The 20,152-nt window shown below is 45.1% G+C and carries 21 protein-coding genes and 1 pseudogene; 17 read left to right on the plus strand and 5 right to left on the minus strand.

Annotated features, from left to right (window positions below):
• Positions 1-231 precede the first annotated feature (231 nt).
• Positions 232-915, plus strand: a complete 684-nt coding sequence (locus tag V1501_RS02565) for a diphthine--ammonia ligase (protein ID WP_409291300.1) — start codon at positions 232-234, stop codon at positions 913-915.
• A 43-nt stretch (positions 916-958) separates the two neighbouring features.
• Here V1501_RS02565 and V1501_RS02570 read toward each other — a convergent pair whose 3' ends face one another.
• The gene (locus tag V1501_RS02570) at positions 959-1,123 is read right to left on the minus strand and encodes a hypothetical protein (RefSeq protein ID WP_409291301.1); all 165 of its coding nucleotides are present in this window, start codon (positions 1,121-1,123) and stop codon (positions 959-961) included.
• A gap of 236 nt (positions 1,124-1,359) precedes the next feature.
• Between V1501_RS02570 and V1501_RS02575 the strand changes: the two genes are divergently transcribed.
• The 3 genes from V1501_RS02575 (at position 1,360) to V1501_RS02585 (ending at position 4,491) form a co-directional block, all read left to right on the plus strand.
• Positions 1,360-2,274 (plus strand): diacylglycerol kinase, encoded by a 915-nt coding sequence (locus V1501_RS02575; protein WP_409291302.1) that lies wholly within the window; start codon positions 1,360-1,362, stop codon positions 2,272-2,274.
• Between the two features lie 106 nt (positions 2,275-2,380).
• Positions 2,381-3,142: an alpha/beta fold hydrolase gene (locus V1501_RS02580; RefSeq protein WP_409291303.1), complete on the plus strand. Its 762-nt coding sequence runs from the start codon at positions 2,381-2,383 to the stop codon at positions 3,140-3,142.
• Positions 3,143-3,177: 35 nt separating this feature from the next.
• Positions 3,178-4,491, plus strand: a complete 1,314-nt coding sequence (locus V1501_RS02585; RefSeq protein ID WP_409291304.1) for a DUF2254 domain-containing protein — start codon at positions 3,178-3,180, stop codon at positions 4,489-4,491.
• Between the two features lie 38 nt (positions 4,492-4,529).
• Here V1501_RS02585 and V1501_RS02590 read toward each other — a convergent pair whose 3' ends face one another.
• Positions 4,530-4,946 (minus strand): YugN family protein, encoded by a 417-nt coding sequence (locus V1501_RS02590; protein ID WP_409291305.1) that lies wholly within the window; start codon positions 4,944-4,946, stop codon positions 4,530-4,532.
• 1,038 nt (positions 4,947-5,984) lie between these two features.
• Between V1501_RS02590 and V1501_RS02595 the strand changes: the two genes are divergently transcribed.
• A complete protein-coding gene (locus V1501_RS02595) occupies positions 5,985-6,383 on the plus strand; it encodes a VOC family protein (RefSeq protein ID WP_409291306.1) in 399 nt (132 codons plus the stop codon).
• Between the two features lie 72 nt (positions 6,384-6,455).
• Here the strand turns inward: V1501_RS02595 and V1501_RS02600 are convergent, their stop codons facing one another.
• Together V1501_RS02600 and V1501_RS02605 are read right to left on the minus strand one after the other, a co-directional pair.
• A complete protein-coding gene (locus tag V1501_RS02600) occupies positions 6,456-6,875 on the minus strand; it encodes an NUDIX hydrolase (protein WP_409291307.1) in 420 nt (139 codons plus the stop codon).
• Between the two features lie 10 nt (positions 6,876-6,885).
• Positions 6,886-7,497, minus strand: coding sequence for a hypothetical protein (locus V1501_RS02605; protein ID WP_409291308.1), 612 nt, complete (start codon positions 7,495-7,497; stop codon positions 6,886-6,888).
• A gap of 154 nt (positions 7,498-7,651) precedes the next feature.
• Between V1501_RS02605 and V1501_RS02610 the strand changes: the two genes are divergently transcribed.
• The 3 genes from V1501_RS02610 (at position 7,652) to rlmD (ending at position 9,532) form a co-directional block, all read left to right on the plus strand.
• Positions 7,652-7,840: a hypothetical protein gene (locus V1501_RS02610; RefSeq protein WP_409291309.1), complete on the plus strand. Its 189-nt coding sequence runs from the start codon at positions 7,652-7,654 to the stop codon at positions 7,838-7,840.
• A 29-nt stretch (positions 7,841-7,869) separates the two neighbouring features.
• Positions 7,870-7,998: a hypothetical protein gene (locus V1501_RS02615; protein ID WP_409291310.1), complete on the plus strand. Its 129-nt coding sequence runs from the start codon at positions 7,870-7,872 to the stop codon at positions 7,996-7,998.
• 163 nt (positions 7,999-8,161) lie between these two features.
• The gene (gene rlmD / locus V1501_RS02620; protein ID WP_409291311.1) at positions 8,162-9,532 is read left to right on the plus strand and encodes a 23S rRNA (uracil(1939)-C(5))-methyltransferase RlmD; all 1,371 of its coding nucleotides are present in this window, start codon (positions 8,162-8,164) and stop codon (positions 9,530-9,532) included.
• A 349-nt stretch (positions 9,533-9,881) separates the two neighbouring features.
• Here the strand turns inward: rlmD and V1501_RS02625 are convergent, their stop codons facing one another.
• A complete protein-coding gene (locus V1501_RS02625) occupies positions 9,882-10,589 on the minus strand; it encodes a hypothetical protein (protein WP_409291312.1) in 708 nt (235 codons plus the stop codon).
• Positions 10,590-11,167: 578 nt separating this feature from the next.
• On the opposite strand from V1501_RS02625, the gene V1501_RS02630 reads away from it, so the two are divergent.
• From V1501_RS02630 to V1501_RS02670, 9 genes and pseudogenes are all read left to right on the plus strand, one after another.
• Positions 11,168-12,505, plus strand: a complete 1,338-nt coding sequence (locus tag V1501_RS02630) for an ABC transporter substrate-binding protein (RefSeq protein WP_409291313.1) — start codon at positions 11,168-11,170, stop codon at positions 12,503-12,505.
• Positions 12,506-12,660: 155 nt separating this feature from the next.
• Positions 12,661-13,488: a carbohydrate ABC transporter permease gene (locus tag V1501_RS02635; RefSeq protein WP_409291314.1), complete on the plus strand. Its 828-nt coding sequence runs from the start codon at positions 12,661-12,663 to the stop codon at positions 13,486-13,488.
• 18 nt (positions 13,489-13,506) lie between these two features.
• The gene (locus V1501_RS02640; protein WP_409291315.1) at positions 13,507-14,394 is read left to right on the plus strand and encodes a carbohydrate ABC transporter permease; all 888 of its coding nucleotides are present in this window, start codon (positions 13,507-13,509) and stop codon (positions 14,392-14,394) included.
• 26 nt (positions 14,395-14,420) lie between these two features.
• Positions 14,421-15,404, plus strand: coding sequence for a carbohydrate kinase family protein (locus tag V1501_RS02645; RefSeq protein ID WP_409291316.1), 984 nt, complete (start codon positions 14,421-14,423; stop codon positions 15,402-15,404).
• Positions 15,405-15,465: 61 nt separating this feature from the next.
• Positions 15,466-16,301, plus strand: a pseudogene (locus V1501_RS02650) (glycoside hydrolase family 32 protein); the annotation flags it as partial.
• A gap of 3 nt (positions 16,302-16,304) precedes the next feature.
• On the plus strand, positions 16,305-16,859 hold the full coding sequence (locus tag V1501_RS02655) for a GH32 C-terminal domain-containing protein (RefSeq protein ID WP_409293222.1): 555 nt from the start codon (positions 16,305-16,307) through the stop codon (positions 16,857-16,859).
• A 55-nt stretch (positions 16,860-16,914) separates the two neighbouring features.
• Positions 16,915-18,258 (plus strand): NosD domain-containing protein, encoded by a 1,344-nt coding sequence (locus V1501_RS02660; protein WP_409291317.1) that lies wholly within the window; start codon positions 16,915-16,917, stop codon positions 18,256-18,258.
• Positions 18,259-18,400: 142 nt separating this feature from the next.
• Positions 18,401-18,922, plus strand: coding sequence for a hypothetical protein (locus V1501_RS02665; RefSeq protein WP_409291318.1), 522 nt, complete (start codon positions 18,401-18,403; stop codon positions 18,920-18,922).
• Entirely contained in the window at positions 18,919-20,148 is a 1,230-nt protein-coding gene (locus tag V1501_RS02670) for a sensor histidine kinase (RefSeq protein WP_409291319.1), read from the plus strand. Before V1501_RS02665 ends, V1501_RS02670 begins: the two co-directional genes overlap by 4 nt.
• Positions 20,149-20,152: the final 4 nt, after the last annotated feature.

Here is a 20,152-nt window from a genome sequence, read left to right on the forward strand (position 1 = left end):
GGTGTATGATGATGCAAAAGAAATGTATGAATTGCCGCAGGGAATACGATATTCCGTCTACTGATTCCCAGTATAAAAAGTTTGTGCAAAATCCTGGTGCTCTCTATATATGCAGAAATTGCAGCCGCTCGATGCAGCAGGATGCTCAGAGCTTTACAGGGCTGAATCCGGATATGCTGGATCAGCATGACAAACATTTACGGTAAGTCGTTTAATAGAGGGGGTGAATTCATGAAGAAAAGGATTGTGGTCTCATTCAGCGGCGGGAAGGACTCGATGCTCGCGCTCCATCGGCTGCAGCGATCGGGCATGTGGGAAATAGACTCCCTGCTTGTTACACTTACAGAGGAGGAGAGACGGATCAGCGGCCATGGCCTTCGGTATGAAATGCTTGCCCTTCAGGCAGAGTCCCTCGGGATTCCGCTGCGCGAGGTATGGATGCCGGAAGCTCCTGCAAATGACGAATACAATGCCCGGATACAGGAAGCCCTTGCCTCCGCTAAGTCAGATGGAGCCGAATATGTGATGTTCGGTGATATTTTCCTTGAAGATCTAAGGGAATATAGGGAAAAGATGATAGAGCCAACTGGAATGAAGGCGGTTTTTCCACTCTGGAGATGCGATACGAGAGAGCTGCTTCAGGAGTTCCTGAGCGAAGGCTTTAAGACGGTTCTGATTTCTGTGGATACCAGGCGTCTGAATCCTTCATTCGGCGGGAGGGTGATTGACAGCGAATTCCTTGAGGACTATCCAGGGGAGCATGATCTTTGCGGAGAATACGGCGAATACCATACCTTTGTATTTGATGGTCCCGGGTTTTCCTTTCCTATCCGCTACAGGCTGGGGGATGCGAGGATGGCTCACGATATGATGACGAATAACGACAGGTATCTGTATGTGGATCTCCTGGTGTAAATAAAAGGGGGCCCAGGCAGTGAGTGCCTGAGCCCCTGGATATTTAAACCAAAACCAAATCCGTCACTTTTGAATGAAGTTCCATAAGCTCAGTGTCATCCAATAAAAGGAGTTCATTTTCGCGGATTTTTGTATCCGCTTTCAGAACTTCCTGCTCCGTCCGGTAGCGTTCGATTTCAGATAGATAATATGTTTTTAATACTAGCATTTTGTTTCCCTTCTTCCTTTCTATACTTCCTAAGACTAATATCGACATTATTCCCAAATATTTAACAAAATTTTGGTTTAAACTACATTATATATGGGTAAATAAATTTTTTAAAGTAGAAAAATTAGTTATTTTTATTTGAAAGTTGCTTACCCTCTAAGAGAGGTTTAATATATTAGGTGGTTATCTTAGCAGCGAAAACGGACATATGAATTATGAAAATAGGATGGATGGAAATGAAAAGAGCAAGAATTATCTACAATCCAACTTCTGGGCGCGAGCTGTTCAAAAAACATCTGCCCGAGGTACTGGTTAAACTTGAGAGAGCCGGGTATGAAGCGTCATGCCACGCTACCACTGGTGAAGGAGACGCCACCCAGGCGGCGAAGCTTGCGATTGAACGCAAATATGATGTCGTCATTGCAGCGGGCGGGGACGGAACGATCAATGAAGTCATCAATGGCCTTGCCGATGCCCCTGAACGTCCGAAGGTAGGCATTATCCCGGTCGGCACGACGAACGACTTTGCCCGTGCCCTGAGGATTCCGAGGAATGTCGAGGCGGCGGCGGATATCATCGCTGAAGGACAGACCCTGCCGATTGATATCGGGAGAATGAACGAGCGCTATTTTATCAATATAGCCGGAGGCGGGCGCCTGACCGAGCTTACATATGAGGTCCCAAGCAAGCTGAAAACGATGCTCGGCCAGCTCGCCTACTACTTGAAGGGAATGGAGATGCTTCCTTCCATCAAGGCGACGGATGTATCCATCGAGTATGACGGCAAGCTGTTTGAGGGTGAAATCATGCTCTTTCTTGCAGCGAATACAAATTCTGTTGGCGGCTTCGAGCGGCTGGCGCCTGATGCGTCCCTTAATGACGGGATGTTCACGCTCCTGATCCTGAAGAAGACCAATCTCGCCGACTTCATCCGCATCGCGACGCTTGCGATCCGCGGGGAGCACCTGACAGACCCTCATATCATCTATGTAAAAGCAAACCGGATCAAGGTCCAGGCAAAGGAAAGAATGCAGCTGAACCTTGACGGAGAATATGGCGGGGATGCACCTGCAGAGTTCGTGAACCTCTACCGCCATTTCGATTTCTTCGTGCCGAAGGTTATGCTTCCTGCACAGGACATCCTTAAGTAAAACCGCCAATTGGCGGTTTTTTACTGTTTTAAGGAGTGAGGAAAACGCTGTCCGGGTAAAGGCTTTATAACAAAGTCCGCACTCCGCCTAAAAGGAGAAGATGTTTATGATACAGGGATGGGTGAGAAACGGTGATATCAAGATTCATTATATGGATAACTCCGGGAGGGAAGAAAGCTATACACCGCTCGTCATTATACCAGGGCTTACCGAGTCCGCGGAGGATTATGAGGATGTGCTCCTCCGCCTGCAGCCGCGCCGCGCAGTCGTCATTTCGCTCAGGGGCAGAGGACGGAGTGATGCCCCCGAGACAGGCTACAGCCTCGATGACCATATCCGTGACGTTGAATCGGTTATTGACCAGATCACGCTGGATGAATTCGCGATGTTCGGCTTTTCTCGGGGTGTCTCTTATACACTCGCCTATGCTCTAAAGCATAAGGAAAAGGTGAAGGGCCTGATACTCGGGGATTATCCGGCTGTTCATGAGAGCATCCAGGAGGGCTGGTCCGATATGATTGCCGCTCTGCCCGAATGGAGGGGGAAGCCCATTCTGCAGCGTCTCTCCCTTGACACCCTGCGCCGCATCGAAGAGGAATCTGGTGAAACCTCCCCGATGGGCAATCTGGAGGATTTCACCTGCCCGGTACTGATTATCCGCGGCGGCAGGGAAGGAGCCCTGCTGTCAGATGAGGATGTTGAAAGCTATCTGAACGAAGTTCCCAATGCAAGGTTTATGGAGTTGGATACAAGCGGGGGGAATTTATTTCCGGACAATGAAGAATTCGCCCGGACAATTCAGGAGTTTTTTGAGGAAGCCGGCAGCTGCGGCGATGATTCCGGTAAAAGAGAGGAAATCGGGTCATAATTGGAATATGATCAAAATGTTGGACGGGGGATATTATGCTGCGTAAAAAAGCTGAAGCAAAAATCAAAACAAATTTTTGGGTCATGCCTGCCCTATACGGAGCGGGTGCTTTCGTGCTTGCAGTCTTGAGCGTGCTCCTCGAGCAGGTTCTGTCCGACTATGAAGGGGTCAAAGGGATGATTCCATCCTTCCTTTTTGTGGACAAGGAGCTGGCCCAGACGATATTGAGCGCCATTTCGACATCACTGCTTACCATGACGACCATTACCTTTTCCTCGGTCCTTGTCGTGCTGACCACGTTCCTTGCCCAGTTTTCACCGCGCACCCTGCAGAACTTCATCAACGACTCGAAAACACAGCTTGTACTCGGTACATTCATCGGCGGCTATGTCTATTCACTCCTGCTGCTCAGCCAGATTAAAGGCCGAGAAGTGGAAAATACGTTCATCCTGCCGGCGCTGGCCATCGTTGTGGCGTTTATCTGTCTTGCCATGTTTGTATTCCTGATTCATCATGTAACCGATTGGATCAAGGTGGGGAACGTCGTCTCAAGCATTACGACCGAAACGCTCGATTCTATTAAAAAGCACAACCAGGAGCAGCATCCAGGCAGAGAGGCGGCGAAAGAAGCCCAAGAGCTTAAGGCAGAAGAGGCTTTCGGCATCAAAAGCAGCAAGCGGGGCTATATTGAATATGCCGACATCGAAGCGATGGTCCGTATGGCATCAGAGCAGGACATCGTTGTGCGTTTTGAGAAAAGCCTCGGGAATTATGTGGATGTTGATACCCCGCTCTTGAAAGTTTGGAACAGCCGGGAAAACTTCGATGAATCCAGGCTGCTTAATCTTATGATGATCTCGTCCAGGCAGGAAGTGATTCAGGGTGTTGAATTTGGCATCCAAAAGCTGGTGGAGGTGGCGCTGAGGGGCATCGCTCCGGGGAAAAATGATCCAGAGACCGCCATCAACTGCATTGAGCATCTGTCACAGATCCTCATTAAGATCGGCAAAAACTATGAACCGAATCCGTATTATTGCGATAGTGAGGGGAAGGTGCGGGTCATTATCGAAAAGCCCCAGTTTGCGGACTTCCTTTATGACAGCTTCTATCAAATCAGGCATTATGGGAAGGCGGACGTCTCTGTTATGGCAAGCATCCTTGAAGCTCTGACACTTGTGGCAGAAACCAATGTAGAAAATATTAAGGAGTCAGTTTGGGATTTTTCTGGGTATATCGTAGAAGGAATTCAGCAGCAGGAATGGCTCCAGCTGGATAAACGCCACCTGAACCAAAAGCTGTCAAGGATGGCGGCAGCGTGCGGAAGGCCGGCCGGGGAGATTGCTATATGAAAGAAAGCCACCCTCAATTGCGGGTGGCTTTCTCGTCTTTAGACGCTGTGCTGTCCCTCGAGTGCCTCTTCTACCTTCTGCATGATGGCCATTGCCTCTTCCTTGAATTCCTCAGGGAACGGTGCATCCTTATTCTCAGGAGACTTGAACTGATTCAGACCGGTAGCCGCACCAGCATCCCCTTCATCATCCACTTCAGTCTTAAACTGGTGGTCGAGCAGGAACGGCGTCCCGATCATTACCGCGGCCCGGTCATCCTCAAGCGAATCGCCCATGGACTGAAGCGGGATCCGCAAGTACTGCTGATCGCCATGCAGGTCTCCCATCATATAATCGAGATGAGCGTGATCGTATTCCCAGCCGCCACCGACCACAAAACCGATCGGCTCAAGCGCTTTCTTCAGCGTACTGAGCGGAAGCTGCTTCCCGTCTATCGGAGAATCAATCTTAATCATATTCCATGCCTCATTTCATCATAAATTTGACAGTAGCTTTATAAAATACTTTCCACGATTGGAATTGTTTCAAACATATGGAAGGGATGGCGTCTTCGATGGGACTGGTGTGAGATTGCTAGAGTCCTGTTTTGGTTCTCCGAATAACAAAAATCATGAAAAAGTGAACCAAACCCCCAGATTTTAATCATTTTTCAAGAAAATCCTGCTTGTTACGTCCTGAACGGTCCCTTCTATGAGCCGTTACTAGCCGAAGTGAACGGCTTACTCGCCGAACTTATGATTTTACTATCCGAAATAAAAATTTACTAGCGGGAACAGGAATTTTACTATCCGAAACGGGTACTTTACTCGCCAAAACAGCCGTTTTACTCGCCGAAGGGCATTTCCACCACAAGCATGAGGCCCCAGGCGAGAATACCTCAACTATAAATATATCCCGCAGAATTTTGAAGCGGTTCGCCTCCCCAGGGAATAGAAGGACAAGTGAGACCCCGCAGGCAAAAACGTATCCGAAAAAGCCGGGCATTTATGAGTAGTTCAGTTTTCGGGACATGCCCTCTATGGTAATCTATAATTATCAAAATTTACCAAAATAACCCGCAGACAGCATTCCTAAAAGGAGGGTGCAACACTTGATTAAAGTGAAAAAAGCAGAAATACAGCATATTGAAGGCATTATCTAAGTCTGCTCGGACGGTTACAGGGCCGCATACAGTAAGACACATTCGCCAGAGTACATAGAAAAAACCATCCGTGAATTTTAGGTATCGGGGTGAACCATGAAAGAACAGGAATTGATAAGGAGCCGGATTGAAAGTGGACAAGAAGAGTGTGAGATTTGCCATTTTGTTTTAAAAGAAGGTGACGAAGTTTTTAGAACCAAACCAGAATTAGATTCGGAGTATCCGGAGTTTTATTGTCTATATTGTGTGCAAAGAAGGAACTCCAGGAATTACATGCTTGACTAAAGACGACTCATTAAACCAGCAATCTGAAAGTTATAATATTATAGACAAAAAGCAAGGAGCGGGGACCATGATTTTTGAAATGACTATACAAGTCCGGGTTTCTAATTTCAAGGAAGGGTTAGAGTGGTATAACAGCCTGCTGAATAAGCAGCCGGATCTTATACCGCATGATGGATTTGCAGAGTGGGAGCTTCTTCCGGGCTGCTGGCTCCAGGTTGCAGAAGGCGTTCCTGCTGAGGGGACTGGACCACTGCGTTTAGGAACCGCTAATATTGAAGCTGAAAGAGAAAGGCTTGTGGAACAGCTTGGCATTGATTGCTTTGAAATTCAATCAAGACCAGAAGTTTCTGTTAAATGGGGGACCTTCGCAGACCCATGGGGAAATCGCCTTGGATTTTTTGAATATCTGGATAAAAGTGAAGAAAAGGAACGGATAAAAACAGTCATAGGAGCAGTAGAAGTTTAATTGGGCAGGAGAGGAACTTCGAATGGGAAGTTCCTTTTATTATTCAGCTCAAAAGCTTACACGAAATCTACTTTAATCCCGCACTGCCATAAGCGAATAAGGAGCATGCGCCTTCAAAAGTGCGGCTGCACCGCCAGGTATATACGAAAGATGTTCACTCGCAGCATCAAGCGGCATCCAAACTACCTCCCGAATTTCCTCAGGATCCTGAACGGCAGGAGTTCCTTGGATCAACTTTGCTTTGAATGTAAATAGAATGGCGTGATGATTCCGTTCCGCAAACTTTCCTTCACTGACAGCAAGAATGTGATGTGGCTCCACCCTGACACCTGTTTCTTCCCTGACCTCACGAATCACCGCTTCATGCAGCGTCTCCCCATCCTCGACCCTTCCGCCCGGCATTGTCCAAATATCCGGAAGGTTATGGACCATGAGGACGTTTTCTTCTTTTTCATCAAGGATGAATGCGTGGGCTACTTTTACTTGTATCATTCTGCACCTCTTACTCTTTAAATTTTACTTCAGTCAAACTGGTGCCGGGAGGGAAGTACCGGGATACATCATTAAGATCAGCGAACCGGTGGTCATTGGAGATGCAAATGATTGAGCCGCCGTCATAGCTTACCCAGAACACTGTGTCTGCTTCACCGAGGGTGACGATTGGAGTCTTCAGATGGAGATTGCCGAACAGAGTTTGAAATCCCCTTTTCCCGCTGCTGAAAATATCGCGGTGCAGCGACCATAAGGCAAGATTATTCATGCAGCCATTGCTATAAAGGTAAGGAAATATCACTTCGAAGTCCTTACTGTTTTTCACGACGGCCTTATAATAAAGCCCTTTTATACCAAGTTTCTCATATTGAATGTCACGGAGCTTGAAATCCTGTTCCAGATCTTCCTGGTGAAACTCATAAATCTGAAAGCAAAGATAGATGGGGAAAGAATCCAGGTGTTCCATCCACTCTGTTACGAATGGAGCGGGAATATCTTCTTCCGTAGAAGAAATATCTACAATCCATGACTTCTCCCCATCTATGGCGAAAGGAAAATAGCCGCCGGCATCCGGGTGCAGCGCTATCCAGGTTTTAGGTATAAAGCCAAGTTCCACTTCCATATTCCAGCCTCCCCTGCAGTAAGATAATTCCAGCGTACCATATGCATGCATTTCTTGAAACTACTCTAACCCTTACAAAATGAAGGGGGAATAGGAAAAAGAAGGATGGCAGATAATAGAGAAGAATTTTTTCAGAATGAAGGAGGCAATTATCATGAAAAAGGAACAAGGCAAACAGCCTGAATACAATACAGGCACAAAAGGAGTGGCCCAGCCATTGATGACCACTGGCGCGGCGGAGGCAGTGCTGGACTGGAACACGGACGGCTCCAAGCTTGCGGCAAAGCCAAAGGCTGGCGAGCAGCTGACAGGTGATGAAGGAACAACAGGCCGCATCCTTTAGTTGTGCAATATGGAAGAGGAGGTGAAGGTGTGAGAACTAAGGATAACTTCTTAGAGGGTGCAGAGAATACGAAGGACAACCAGATTTATGCGCCAGAGGATAAAGGACAGAAACAGGAATCACCGCAAACCAAGCGACCAGACACGGGACAACAGTGATAATCAGCAAAATGCTCACTCCACGGTGGGCATTTTTCCTTTTTTAAAGAAACACATTGACCGGTCCCTGTGAAAAACGAACAGGGTTATGATAAAATCATGAGAGCTGAAAATAAAAAGGAGCGCAGAACCTTGCGCCTGACATAGAAAAGGAAGTATGTACATGAAAAGGACTGCACCAGTCTCAAAAAATGAGTTTGTGGAAGTGGTGTTCGAGGACTTGACCCACGAAGGAGCAGGAGTTGCCAAGGTCGACGGCTATCCCCTCTTTGTCCAAGGAGCGCTGCCTGGAGAAAAGGCGAAGATTAAAGTGCTGAAGGCGAATAAGAATTACGGCTTTGGCCGTCTGATTGAAATTTATGAGGAAAGCCCATACCGTGTGGATATCTCAGGTGTGGACCCAAGCATGTTCGGCGGCTGCCAGATCCAGCATATGAGCTATGAGGGACAGCTGAAGTTCAAGGAAAAGCAGGTCAGGGAAGTGCTGGCGCGGATCGGCAAGCTTCAGGACGTCAAGGTCCATCCGATCATCGGCATGGACAAGCCGACTCATTACCGCAACAAAGCCCAGGTACCGGTCGGCGAGGAAGAGGGCGTACTGATCGCGGGCTTCTTCAAGCCAAGGACCCATGAAATTGTCGATGCCGCTGAAAGCATCATCCAGGACCCAGTCATAAACAAAACCGTCCAGACGGTGAAGGAAATCTTCAGCGAGCTCGGCATTCCGGCATATAATGAAGAGACACACAAAGGCGTGCTCCGCCACATCATGGCCCGCTTTGGCAGGGTCACAGGCGAGGTCATGGTCGTCATCATCACACGCACCGCTGACCTGCCTTTTAAAGAGCGAATTATTGAAGAAATCCAGAACCGTGTGCCAAACGTAAAATCAATCATCCATAACATCAACAGCAAACGCACCAACGTCATCTTCGGCGACACAACCAAGACCCTGTGGGGCAGCGAAGTGATCTACGACAGCATCGGCGACATCAAGTTTGCCATCTCGGCCCGCTCCTTTTACCAGGTCAATCCAGAGCAGACCAAGGTGCTCTACGACAAAGCCCTGGAATACGCAGGTCTGACGGGTGAAGAAAACGTCATCGACGCTTACTGCGGCATCGGAACTATCTCCCTTTTCCTCGCCCAGAAAGCAAAGAAAGTTTTCGGCGTCGAAATCGTCCCGGAAGCCATAGAAGACGCAAAGCGTAATGCTGAGCTGAATGATATTCAGAATGTAGAGTTTGCAGTGGGCGAAGCAGAAGTTGTCATTCCGAACTGGTACAGGGAAGGCAACGCTGCCGACGTCCTCGTCGTCGACCCGCCGCGAAAGGGCTGTGATGAGGCCCTGCTGCAGACCATCATTGATATGAAGCCGAAGAAGGTCGTGTATGTGTCCTGTAATCCGGCGACCCTGGCAAGAGATTTGCGGGTGCTGGAGGATGGGGGATATAAGACGGTTGAAGTGCAGCCTGTGGATATGTTTCCGCAGACGATGCATGTGGAGTGTGTTGCGCAACTAGTATTAAAATAAAGGAAGAAATAATCAAACAAAAGTGCCTGTACACAAACCCTTTCTTTCAATAAAGATTGGAGCGTGCCAGGCACTGTTATTATGAAAATAAAATTCTGTCCAGATATGAGAATGCCTAATAGGCAGTTAAAGGCGGAATAATGACCGAAAATTTCTTTTACATATAGGAGCTCAGAGGCGAAATTAAAGGAAAAGAAGTATCTAGGTAACTTTTACATAAAAAATGCTTGGTGCCCATCAAGGCTCAAGCATTTTTTGTTCAGTTTAGATGTAAGAAAATCACCAGTGGGTCTAACAGCATTTTCTTGATACACATCATTAATTGGCTAGAACAATTATTTTGGTATTTTCAATTCAATCTTTCTTCAACCTCAAGCGTTGGAAAATAGTCCCCGTACTCATTTGTTTCCTTTTCATTACGGTTCATGCTGACAGTTCCAACCCCGGTAAATGTAATGGTTAAGATTTGCCATCCCCCGTGATTCAATAATTCATCTGATAATGAAGTGTATCTGGAGACTGCCAAATCCCTAGCGGTGATATCGCTGTCAGCCAACGAAATCGTTGCTTTAATTTCGCCATTTCCGAGAGAAACATTACTTAATTGGTCACCATCTCCGGTGGCATAATCCTCAATCATACTTCTAGCTTCGTTTAGTGTCATTTCTTCTCGCGATTGCTTGGCTGCTTCGGCCGCTTCTGCTTCCGCTTCTGCTTCCGCTTTAGCTTTTGCCTCTGTTTCCTGCTTCGCTTCTTCCGCTAGTCGCTTCTCTTCGGCTAACCGCTTCTCCTCAGCTTCTCTCTGCTTTTTTTCCTCCTGTACTTTGAACCAAGGAGCAGCCTCATCTACCTTCGCTTGCAATTCTTTGTTTTTCGATTCAAGGCTTGCTACAGTATTTGTTTCGGCAACCATTTTTTGCTGCCACTTGTCGGCTCTGGCATTGGCACTATCTACTTGCTCTGTTGAAGGTCCAAGAGTACCGCCAACGATAAAAGCGAATAATGCCGTTAAGATATATGCCCATCTCTTTTTAATAATTTTCAAAACCTCTTCCACTTAAAATCCCCCTAAAGTATTTTCGTAGCTGCCTTTGTTATTTTACCAGAATAACATGTATATGGAACTAGGCTTTCTCAACTTCCTCCAATTTGAATAGAACATTTATCTCGGTGAACAACTTTTGCAAAGCTTCTATCCAGTTCATTTTCCTCATCCCTGATTTCATCTTAACTTCCCGAGTAAATTGTATCCTGTTAATTTCTGCGATTAACTAAGAACTATTTCAGAGGGTAGACACAGGCATTCGGATTCTGTGCCGGTTCAATGGGGAGTTATTTATGTTAAATTGGACAAAAAGCATGACTTGTCCCTGGCATCTCACAAAAGAAGTGAAACCCCCCTCATTATGCCACGTACACAAAAGTTCCAAATATATATAACCTTTTCTAAAAAAGTTAGAATTTTATAAAAACGTCATAACCAATACAATTAAAATGTAAAGAGGATATACCAAAACGCTGGAGGGGGCAAAAGGGGATGAAGGCTGATTATTTTACTCCGTGAAATGAAACCGCTGTCAAAATAAAATTGAGTATGGTTTGTTGGATAAATAAATTAATAAATGGAGGCATGCTGTGGTGAGGAAAAAAGGGGTCTTATCCATTGTTTCATTTGTATTAGTGTCATCTCTCTTTTTATCGGGATGTTCGGGAGAGAAGACAGGAAGTTCGAAAGCTAAAGCTGATGATAAAACGATTACGGTTTTGGTTGAAGGGGGAAGCCCAGCTTTTAAGGTAGCGAAGGAAACTGCTGGGGAATTTAAAGAGAAAACAGGCTATACAGTTAAAATTGAATCGGTTCCTTATAGCGGTGTCTATGACAAGCTTAAGGCTGAGGTAGCTTCTCAGGCTGGGGCATTTGATGTGGCAACCATTGATATCCTTTGGTTTCCGGCACTGGCTGGCGGACTTTTACCGTTAGAAGGTCTTCTGACAGATGACATTAAAAATGATTTATTTCCGGGATTAGTAGAAGGCGGAAGTTATCAGGATAAGGTTTATGGCATGCCGGTATGGACGAACGCCAAGAATTTAATCTACCGGAAAGATCTTTTTGAAGATGAAAAGAACAAAGCGGATTTCAAAGCGAAGTATGGCTATGAGCTGCGTCCGCCTACAACCTGGAAAGAGTATAGTAATACGGCCAAGTTTTTTACAAAAGATACCGATAAGGACGGAAAAGTGGATATGTATGGAACCACGGTCTTTGGGGCTAACAATGGAGATGCGGTGGCCAGCTGGCTTGATCACGCAGCCCAGGCAGGAGCGAAGCCATTGGTAGTGGGTGAGAAAGGCAAAGTTCTTGTTAGTTCAAAACCGTATGTGGATTCGCTGCAATTCCTGGTGGATCTGCTGAAAAAGGATAAGTCGGTACCATCTGGTGCACTTGAAATGGCATCTGCTGAAACGTCTGAGCTGTTCTGGAATGGAAAATCCGCGATGATGCTTGCGTGGGGCCACTTTTATGTTCCTTCCAATGACGCCAAGCAATCAAAGGTAGCCGGAAAAGTCGGAAGTGCTCCAATGATTGGCGGCGATGCAGGCATAGGTGCGGTCCCTGGCCCATGGTATCAGGTGATTCCAAGCTCCTCCAAAAAGCAGAAGGTCGCTAAGGATTACCTCAACTTTATTTATGAAAAGAATGAACTATTCATGAAATCACTCGGCGTAGCTGCAAGAAAGTCTGTATTTGAAAGCTATGGCACAAAGCCAGGCTATGAACATTTGAAGCCGCTTACGACTACATTGAGCGGACCGCAGACACAGAACCGGCCTGCGATTAAGGAATGGCAGGAAATCGAAAGTGAAGCCCTCATCCCAGCCGTACAATATGCGCTTTCAGGAGAAAAGACACCCCAGGAAGCACTTGATTGGGCAGCAGATGTGATTAAAGATTTATTGCCGCCACAATAAGTTTTGAAAGAGAACCTCTTTATGCGGCTGTCCGGCCGGTGAGGAGGTTCTAAAAAAATGCAATTTACAACTTTTATAGAAAGGAGGGGTTTTATGAGACTGAGAAATGGGGCATTATCGGCACTCTTTTTCCTCCCAGCAGGAAGCTTCATGCTGTGTTTCTGCTATATCCCATCTTTCTTTTAATCAAAGACAGTTTTTATAAGATCGATATCATTAATCCTGCAATACGGGAGTTTGTCGGCTTTGCAAATTATATAGACTCACTGACGTCCGAACGCTTTTTAAAAGCCCTATGGAACACAGTGGTATATATAGGAGTGGCTGTGGGTGTCGAGTTTATCTTAGGGCTGGTTCTTGCTTTGCTTCTAAGTAATGCATTTAAAGGAAGCCGGTTTATTCAGACCCTGCTGTTAAGCCCCCTTATGCTGGCCCCGTTGGTTACCGGGCTGATCTGGAAATTCATGCTGAATGATCAATTCGGCATTATCAACTGGGGACTTTATAAGCTGGGGCTTCTTTCCGATCCGCACCAGATACTCTGGTTATCGGATTCCCGTTTTTCCCTTTATTCTGCCATTATTGCAGACATCTGGCTGACCACGCCTTTCATGATGCTCGTTCTATTAGCCGGCATTAAGGGCATTCCGGTCAGTTTATATGAATCTGCTGATATGGATGGGGCCAATAGATGGCAGAAGTTCCGTTACATTACGTTTCCTTCTATAATTCCGGTCGCAACTGTCGCTTTATTAATCCGGATCATTGATGCTGCGAGGACCTTTGATATTGTGTGGGTGCTGACGCAGGGAGGACCAGGTTTTTCCTCCGAGCTCCTAAGTACCTATATGTATAAGACATTGACACGGTATGGAGAAGTGGGGCAGTCCAGTGCGATGGCCGTCATTTTTATCATTATTTTATTAGTTCTGAGTTCTTTCTTCATTTCAAAAATGTGGTCACCCAGGAGAAGGCATTCATAAGGAGAGGTGAAAAGGATCATGACTCAAATGCCATTAAAAGAAACAATGGTTGAAAAACCAGTTAGTTTTGCCGGTTTTAAATTCAAGCATAAACTATGGTCGCTGATTGTATTGGCTGCCACCTGTTTGCTGGCTTTATTATTCCTGGGGCCGTATCTCTATCTGCTGCTAACATCATTGAAACCATCCACCGAGGCAGTGACTGTACCGCCGACTTTATGGCCCTCGAAATTTTCCTTCGAAAATTACCGGAAAATGTTCGAGTACCTGCCTATAGGGAAGTACTTTTTTAATAGCTTGATAACGGCGGGGATCAGCACCATTTTAAGCGTATTCTTTGGCGCAATGGCTGCTTATGGGATTTCCAGGTTTTCTTCCATAACAGGAAGCTACTTTTTGCTATTTACGCTGGTAATCAGAATGGTACCCATGATAAGCATTGCGATTCCAATGTATATGATTGTAAAAAGTATGGGCCTGATTGACACCCATGTTGCCTTGATCCTGGTTTATACGAGCTTGAATGTCCCATTTGCGATATGGCTGATGATCGGATTTTTTGACTCGATTCCAAAGGAATTTGATGAAGCGGCAAGGGTGGATGGATGCAGCTGGATTGGTGCCTTTATCCGGATCATTCTTCCTGTATCACTTCCCGGCCTTGCCACGACGGCTATCTTTACGTTTATGTTAGCCTGGAATGATTTCTTGTTCTCGCTGCTCATGACCAGTACGAATGCCAAAACGGCGACAGTAGGAATCTCAGAATTTTTAACAGCTTATAATCTGGATTTAGGGCCCATGACAGCTGCGGCCATTTCATTCAGTCTGCCTGTTATGATCTTTTCCTTTTTCGTACAGCGTCATATTGTAAGCGGCATGACTTTGGGAGCGGTAAAAGAATAACCTAAATGACGGAGTGAGGTAGGCGCATGTTTGATGTAACAGCTATTGGAGAGGTATTAATCGATTTTACTCAAACGAAAAATACTGATGAGGAGAAGGTTTCCTTTGTCAGGAATCCTGGCGGAGCCCCGGCGAATGTACTCGCGGCATTGGCTAAATTGAAGCGAAAGACGGCCTTTATCGGGAAGGTTGGGAACGATTCTTTTGGACAGTATCTTCAGAAGGTATTAATAGACAGTGGAGTGGATACGAAGGGCTTAAGTTTTTCTAACGAAATTCCTACTACCCTTGCCTTTGTTCACTTAGATGAAGAGGGAGATCGCTCCTTCAGTTTTTATCGCAGCCCTGGTGCAGATATGATGCTGCAGACGGAGGAAGTGGATACCGAAATCCTCCATCAGTCAAAAGTCGTTCACTTCGGTTCCCTTTCATTAACAGATGAGCCGGCCCGGACGGCATCCTTAGCAGCGTTAGAACATGCCAAAGCGATGGGAAAGATTATTTCCTTTGATCCTAATTATCGGAGTCAATTATGGAAGAGTGAAAATCATGCCAGAGTCATGATGAAAAAAGGACTTCAGCAAGCGGATATTGTGAAATTGTCAGAGGAAGAATTTTACCTGCTTGCTGGAGGAAAGGAGCTTCGCGAGGGAACAGATTATTTAATGAAAGAAAATCAAGTATCCTTACTATTCGTCACAACCGGGAGCGGTGGCTGCATCTTTCGCCGTGGAGAGGATTTTGGAAAAGTGGGCGGCATGAAGATTAAAGCCGTAGATACCACGGGAGCAGGTGATGCGTTTGTAGGAGGGATTCTCCATAAAGTCATCGAGTTTAACGTTCATCCGTCTCAATTGAAGCTGCATGAAGTGACTGAAATGGCACGATTTGCCAATATCGTTGCGGCGCTGTCAGTCACAAAAAAGGGGGGAATCCCCAGCATGCCTTCACTTGAAAAAGTGGAGCAATTATTGAACTCGGAAGGGAGACATCAACATGTTAAAGCCTGAGTCTGCAGTGTATAAAGAACAATACCGGCAAGTTTATCATTTTACTCCCCAGCATAATTGGATGAATGATCCGAACGGATTGGTCTATTTTCAGGGAGAATATCATTTGTTCTATCAGTATCACCCTTTTGGCACCAAATGGGGTCCGATGCATTGGGGGCACGCCGCGAGTTCGGATCTCGTTCATTGGGAGCACCTGGAGACGGCGCTGGCGCCTGATGAGAACGGAATGATTTTCTCTGGCAGTGCGGTTGTCGATTGGAAGGATACTTCAGGATTCTTTAATGGGAAACCAGGGTTAGTGGCCATTTTCACCCATCATGATACCCCTCCGGACTCAGAGACACCACGGCAGCGGCAAAGCCTTGCCTACAGTCAGGATAAAGGCAGGACGTGGACAAAATATCATCATAATCCGGTTTTAGTAAATGAGGAGAAAATTGATTTCCGTGATCCAAAGGTGTTCTGGCATAAAGAAACCCATAAATGGATCATGGTTTTGGCAGCCGGGGATTGTATGGAAATCTACAGCTCTCCTAATCTAAAGGATTGGCATTTTGAAAGTTCATTCACGGAGGAGAAAGCTTTGGAGTATGGGAATGCCCTGACTTATTTAAACTGGGGATTGAAGGGCATCCGGGGCAAACGAAATGGGTTCTGCTCATAAGTCATGGCGACAGTCCTTATGGTTCCAGAACACAATATTTTGTTGGCGATTTTGACGGCCGCAGCTTTACTGTTTCCTCTTCGGATAACACCGCAAAATGGCTCGACAGCGGCAAAGATAATTACGCTGGAGTTACCTGGTCAGACACCACCGATGGCAGAAGGATTTATATAGGCTGGATGAGCAATTGGAGATATGCGAATGAAACCCCGACTGTAGGTTGGAGGGGAGCTATGACGCTTCCGCGTGAACTATTTTTGACATCTGAGGACTTGTTGATTCAAAAGCCGGTAAAAGAACTGAAAAATCTCCGTGACGAACATACCCATATGGAGAATCAGCCGCTGGCACCCCATAGAGATATATTGGCAGACCTTCAAGGAACCTCCTGCGAAATCATTGCAGAGTTTGAGTTCCAGGCTGCAAAAGAGTTTGGAATAAAAGTCTTTAAGTCAGATCAAACAGAAACAGTGATCGGCTATGATGCTGAAAAAGAGGAGATGTATATCGACCGGAGAAACTCGGGTGAAACCTCTTTTAATGAATTCTTTCCATCTCTTGACCGTGCATCGGTAAAAGCTCCACACCAGCGCATAAAATTCCATATTCTCATAGATCGTTCTTCGATAGAGGTTTTTGCTAATGATGGGGATACGGCCATAACCAATCTCGTTTTTCCAGACTCAACAGGCAGGGGTTTGGAATTGTTTTCAAATGGCGGGACCGCGACTCTGATTTTTTTAGACTTCTATCAATTAAAGTCCCTGTCAGACTATCCTTATGAGTGAGATAGCTGCGGGAAAAGCACTGATGAACAAATACTAAAGGGATAGGAGAATGAGGATGGCCAGTAAAAATTATTACGATGTAACAGAGTGGCCTGAGGGTAATCCGTATGTGGATATTGGTGAGGTCATCAACAGTATGATCGCCGATATAAAAAGCAGGCAGATGGACAGTGATGTAAATAAGGGCGGAAAACCGGGTGCGGTGATTTATATTCCGCCGGGAGATTATCGTATTGCCAGTCAAGTAGTGATCGACATCAGTTTTCTAAAAATCATGGGTTCAGGGCACGGATTTACCTCTTCGAGCATCCGGTTTAACACTCCTGAGAATGAATGGGGAGATCTGCATGAATTGTGGCCGGGCGGAAGCCGCATACTCGTAGATATTCCCCTGGGTGCAGATGACGAGGAACATAAAGGAGCCGCCTTTTATGTGGAACGAAGTGGAAATCCCCGGATAAGCTCAGTGGAGTTTGCTGACTTTTGTATTGATGGTTTGCATTTTATCGATGACGGCTCAGGAGAGACAAATCCGGAAAACACATACACGAATGGGAAGACAGGTATTTATGTAGGGAGTGCCTGTGACTCATTTCGGATTACAGGCATGGGGCTTGTGTATTTAGAGCATGGAATTACAATTTATCATGGAGATGCCCTGACGATTCATAATAATTTTATCGCTGAATGCGGGAACTGCATAGAACTGAGGGGCTGGGGCCAGGCTTCGAAAATAACCGATAACCTGATCGGAGCCGGTTTTAAAGGATATTCCATTTACGCTCAAAATTTTGGCGGACTCTTGATTACTGCGAACAATATCTTTCCACGAGGTGCGAGCAGTATCTATCTGGAAGGTGTAACACGCTCCAGCATCACAAATAATCGGCTGCATTCATTTTATCCAGGAATGGTGGTGCTAAGTGGAAATTGTTCAGAGAACCTGGTTTCTTCCAATCACTTTTTACGTGATCATGAACCCTGGACTCCTTTCCAGGGAATAGACAATGGCTTAGACGATGTGTATGGTCTTCTCTCTATAAACGGTCATCATAATTCTGTAATGGCTAATCACTTTTCTGAAGTAATAAATACTGGGAACATCAAGCCGGCTGGAGCTACACCTGTAATCATCCGCGTTGTATCGGGAAATGGAAATTATATTTCTAATAATCATGTTGTGGCTACAGAAGTTCATGCCAAGGTAAGTGATTCATGTTTCTCTGCGCAAGTAGAAGCTTTGCTGACAACCGAAGCATCAGAGCCGGTGACCGTAACAACCGTACTGGTAGAAAAAGAATCGCTTCAAAATTCGATTCTTGATTCAGGAAGTGATGCACAGGTTGTTATGGATAAGGCTGTGAATGCCTTCAGAGCCACTCCAATGCCAGGAGCATAAATATTATCTTGTTGAAGGGCTTCCCAGCGGGGAAGTGCCTCTTTTTATCTAAGAAAAGTATTGAAAGCGGCCAAAAATGAATCAGTGATGAGTTATAATTTTGAATAAGAGGAAATGAAAAATTTTAAACTGGAGATACCTAATGGCCAAACTCATGAGACTCATCGACTCTCCAATTAAGCGCAAGATTATCTTATTGGCACTGTTTTCAGCACTGATTCCTTTACTTGTGATTGGTCCGTTAACGTTCATCTACTTTAGTAAAGTAATAGAAAGTAAAGTGTCTACAACGATTGATAACTTTTTAACGATTGTCGACTGGAATATTGATGCTTTCGGAAGCAGTGTGGAAAATTTATCGAATGATATCTTTCTTTCAAATGAAATACAGTCTTATTTAACTTATAACAAGACGGATGCAAAATTATACAGATTAGAGACGTCCTCTCTGGAAAACTTGAATAATATTACTGTGGTAAATAACCCTTATATCAACGCGATTTACGTTGGGAATGACAATCACGGCTTTTTGAAAGTGAACCGCGGGGAACGGAATATGAAGAGTGACATCTATTCAGAAGTTAAAAAGTCCAATATTTATCCGCGTTTACTGCAAAGCGAGTGGCAGGGTGAATGGCTGAATGGCAGTGATTTAAACTCGTGAAAGATAGTAATCCATCTTTACTTTACGGAAGAAATATCCGGGATCTTGGGACGAAGGAGCAAAATGGGATTGTCCTGATCAATCTGGATCGTTCATATTTTGAGGATATGTTCAGAAAGAGTAATCCTCCAGGCGATATTTTAATAGTGGATGATGATGAAATTCTGTTTTCAAGCAGCAACCGTTTCTCTTCCTCTCAGATAGCCGAGTTTATTCAAGACCGGGAGAGGGGCGGAACAAGTAAAAAAATGATCAATGGAACTCGATATTTCTTTAATGTTCATACAAACAAGAAAACAAATTGGGATGTTGTGAGTATCATTCCGTATAAAAATATAGTCCGCGAGGTTAACCAGCTTCGATTGGTAACCATATCCATATTGGTCACTACCTTAATCATCTCCCTGATTTTTGCTTTATTTATCACGAGGAGAATAACTAATCAGTTAAGTATGCTGCGCACAGTTGTAGAAAAAATGGAAAAACGGGACAAAATAGCAGGTATTGATTTTAATAATAAAGATGAACTTGGAGAGATCGGGAATCAGATTGTGCACCTCTATAATTGGAATAATGACCTGACACAAAGGTTATATAAATCACAGCTCAAGGAAAAGGAAGCAGAACTCTTAGCCTTGCAGAGCCACATAAATCCGCATTTTTTATATAATACGCTGAACACCGTTTATTGGATGGCAGAGAAAGCAAAAGCGAAACAAATTGCCCAAATTGCGATTAACTTGTCAAAGATTTTTAAACTGACCTTAAATGATGGAAATCATATTACCTCGGTAAAGAATGAAATCGAACAAGTTAAAAGTTATCTGGATATCCAAAATATCCGTTTTGACCATAAAATCCACTACTCATTTAAGATTGAACCTGACATCATGGAAGAAAGCATCATTAAATTGCTGTTACAGCCCATTGTGGAAAACGCGGTATACCACGGCCTGGAACATCAGGAAAGCGGTACGATTATAATTGAAGGCACCAGGATCGAGGAAGGGCTGCTTTTCATTATTCGTGATACAGGCAAGGGTTTTGACATGAAGGCAGCAGATGGCGATAAAAGTGGGTATGCTTTAAAAAATATCAATGAACGATTGAAGATTTATTATGGAGAAGGATACGGATTAAAGATTGAAAGTGAAATAGGGAAGGGAACTACTGTTTATCTTAAGGCGGGCCAAAAGAATGATGAAATCATCCATGACAATTTTTAAGGAG

Origin of the sequence: Paraperibacillus esterisolvens (assembly GCF_046237625.1) — a bacterium.
In the GTDB taxonomy this organism is placed as follows: domain Bacteria; phylum Bacillota; class Bacilli; order Bacillales; family DSM-1321; genus Paraperibacillus; species Paraperibacillus esterisolvens.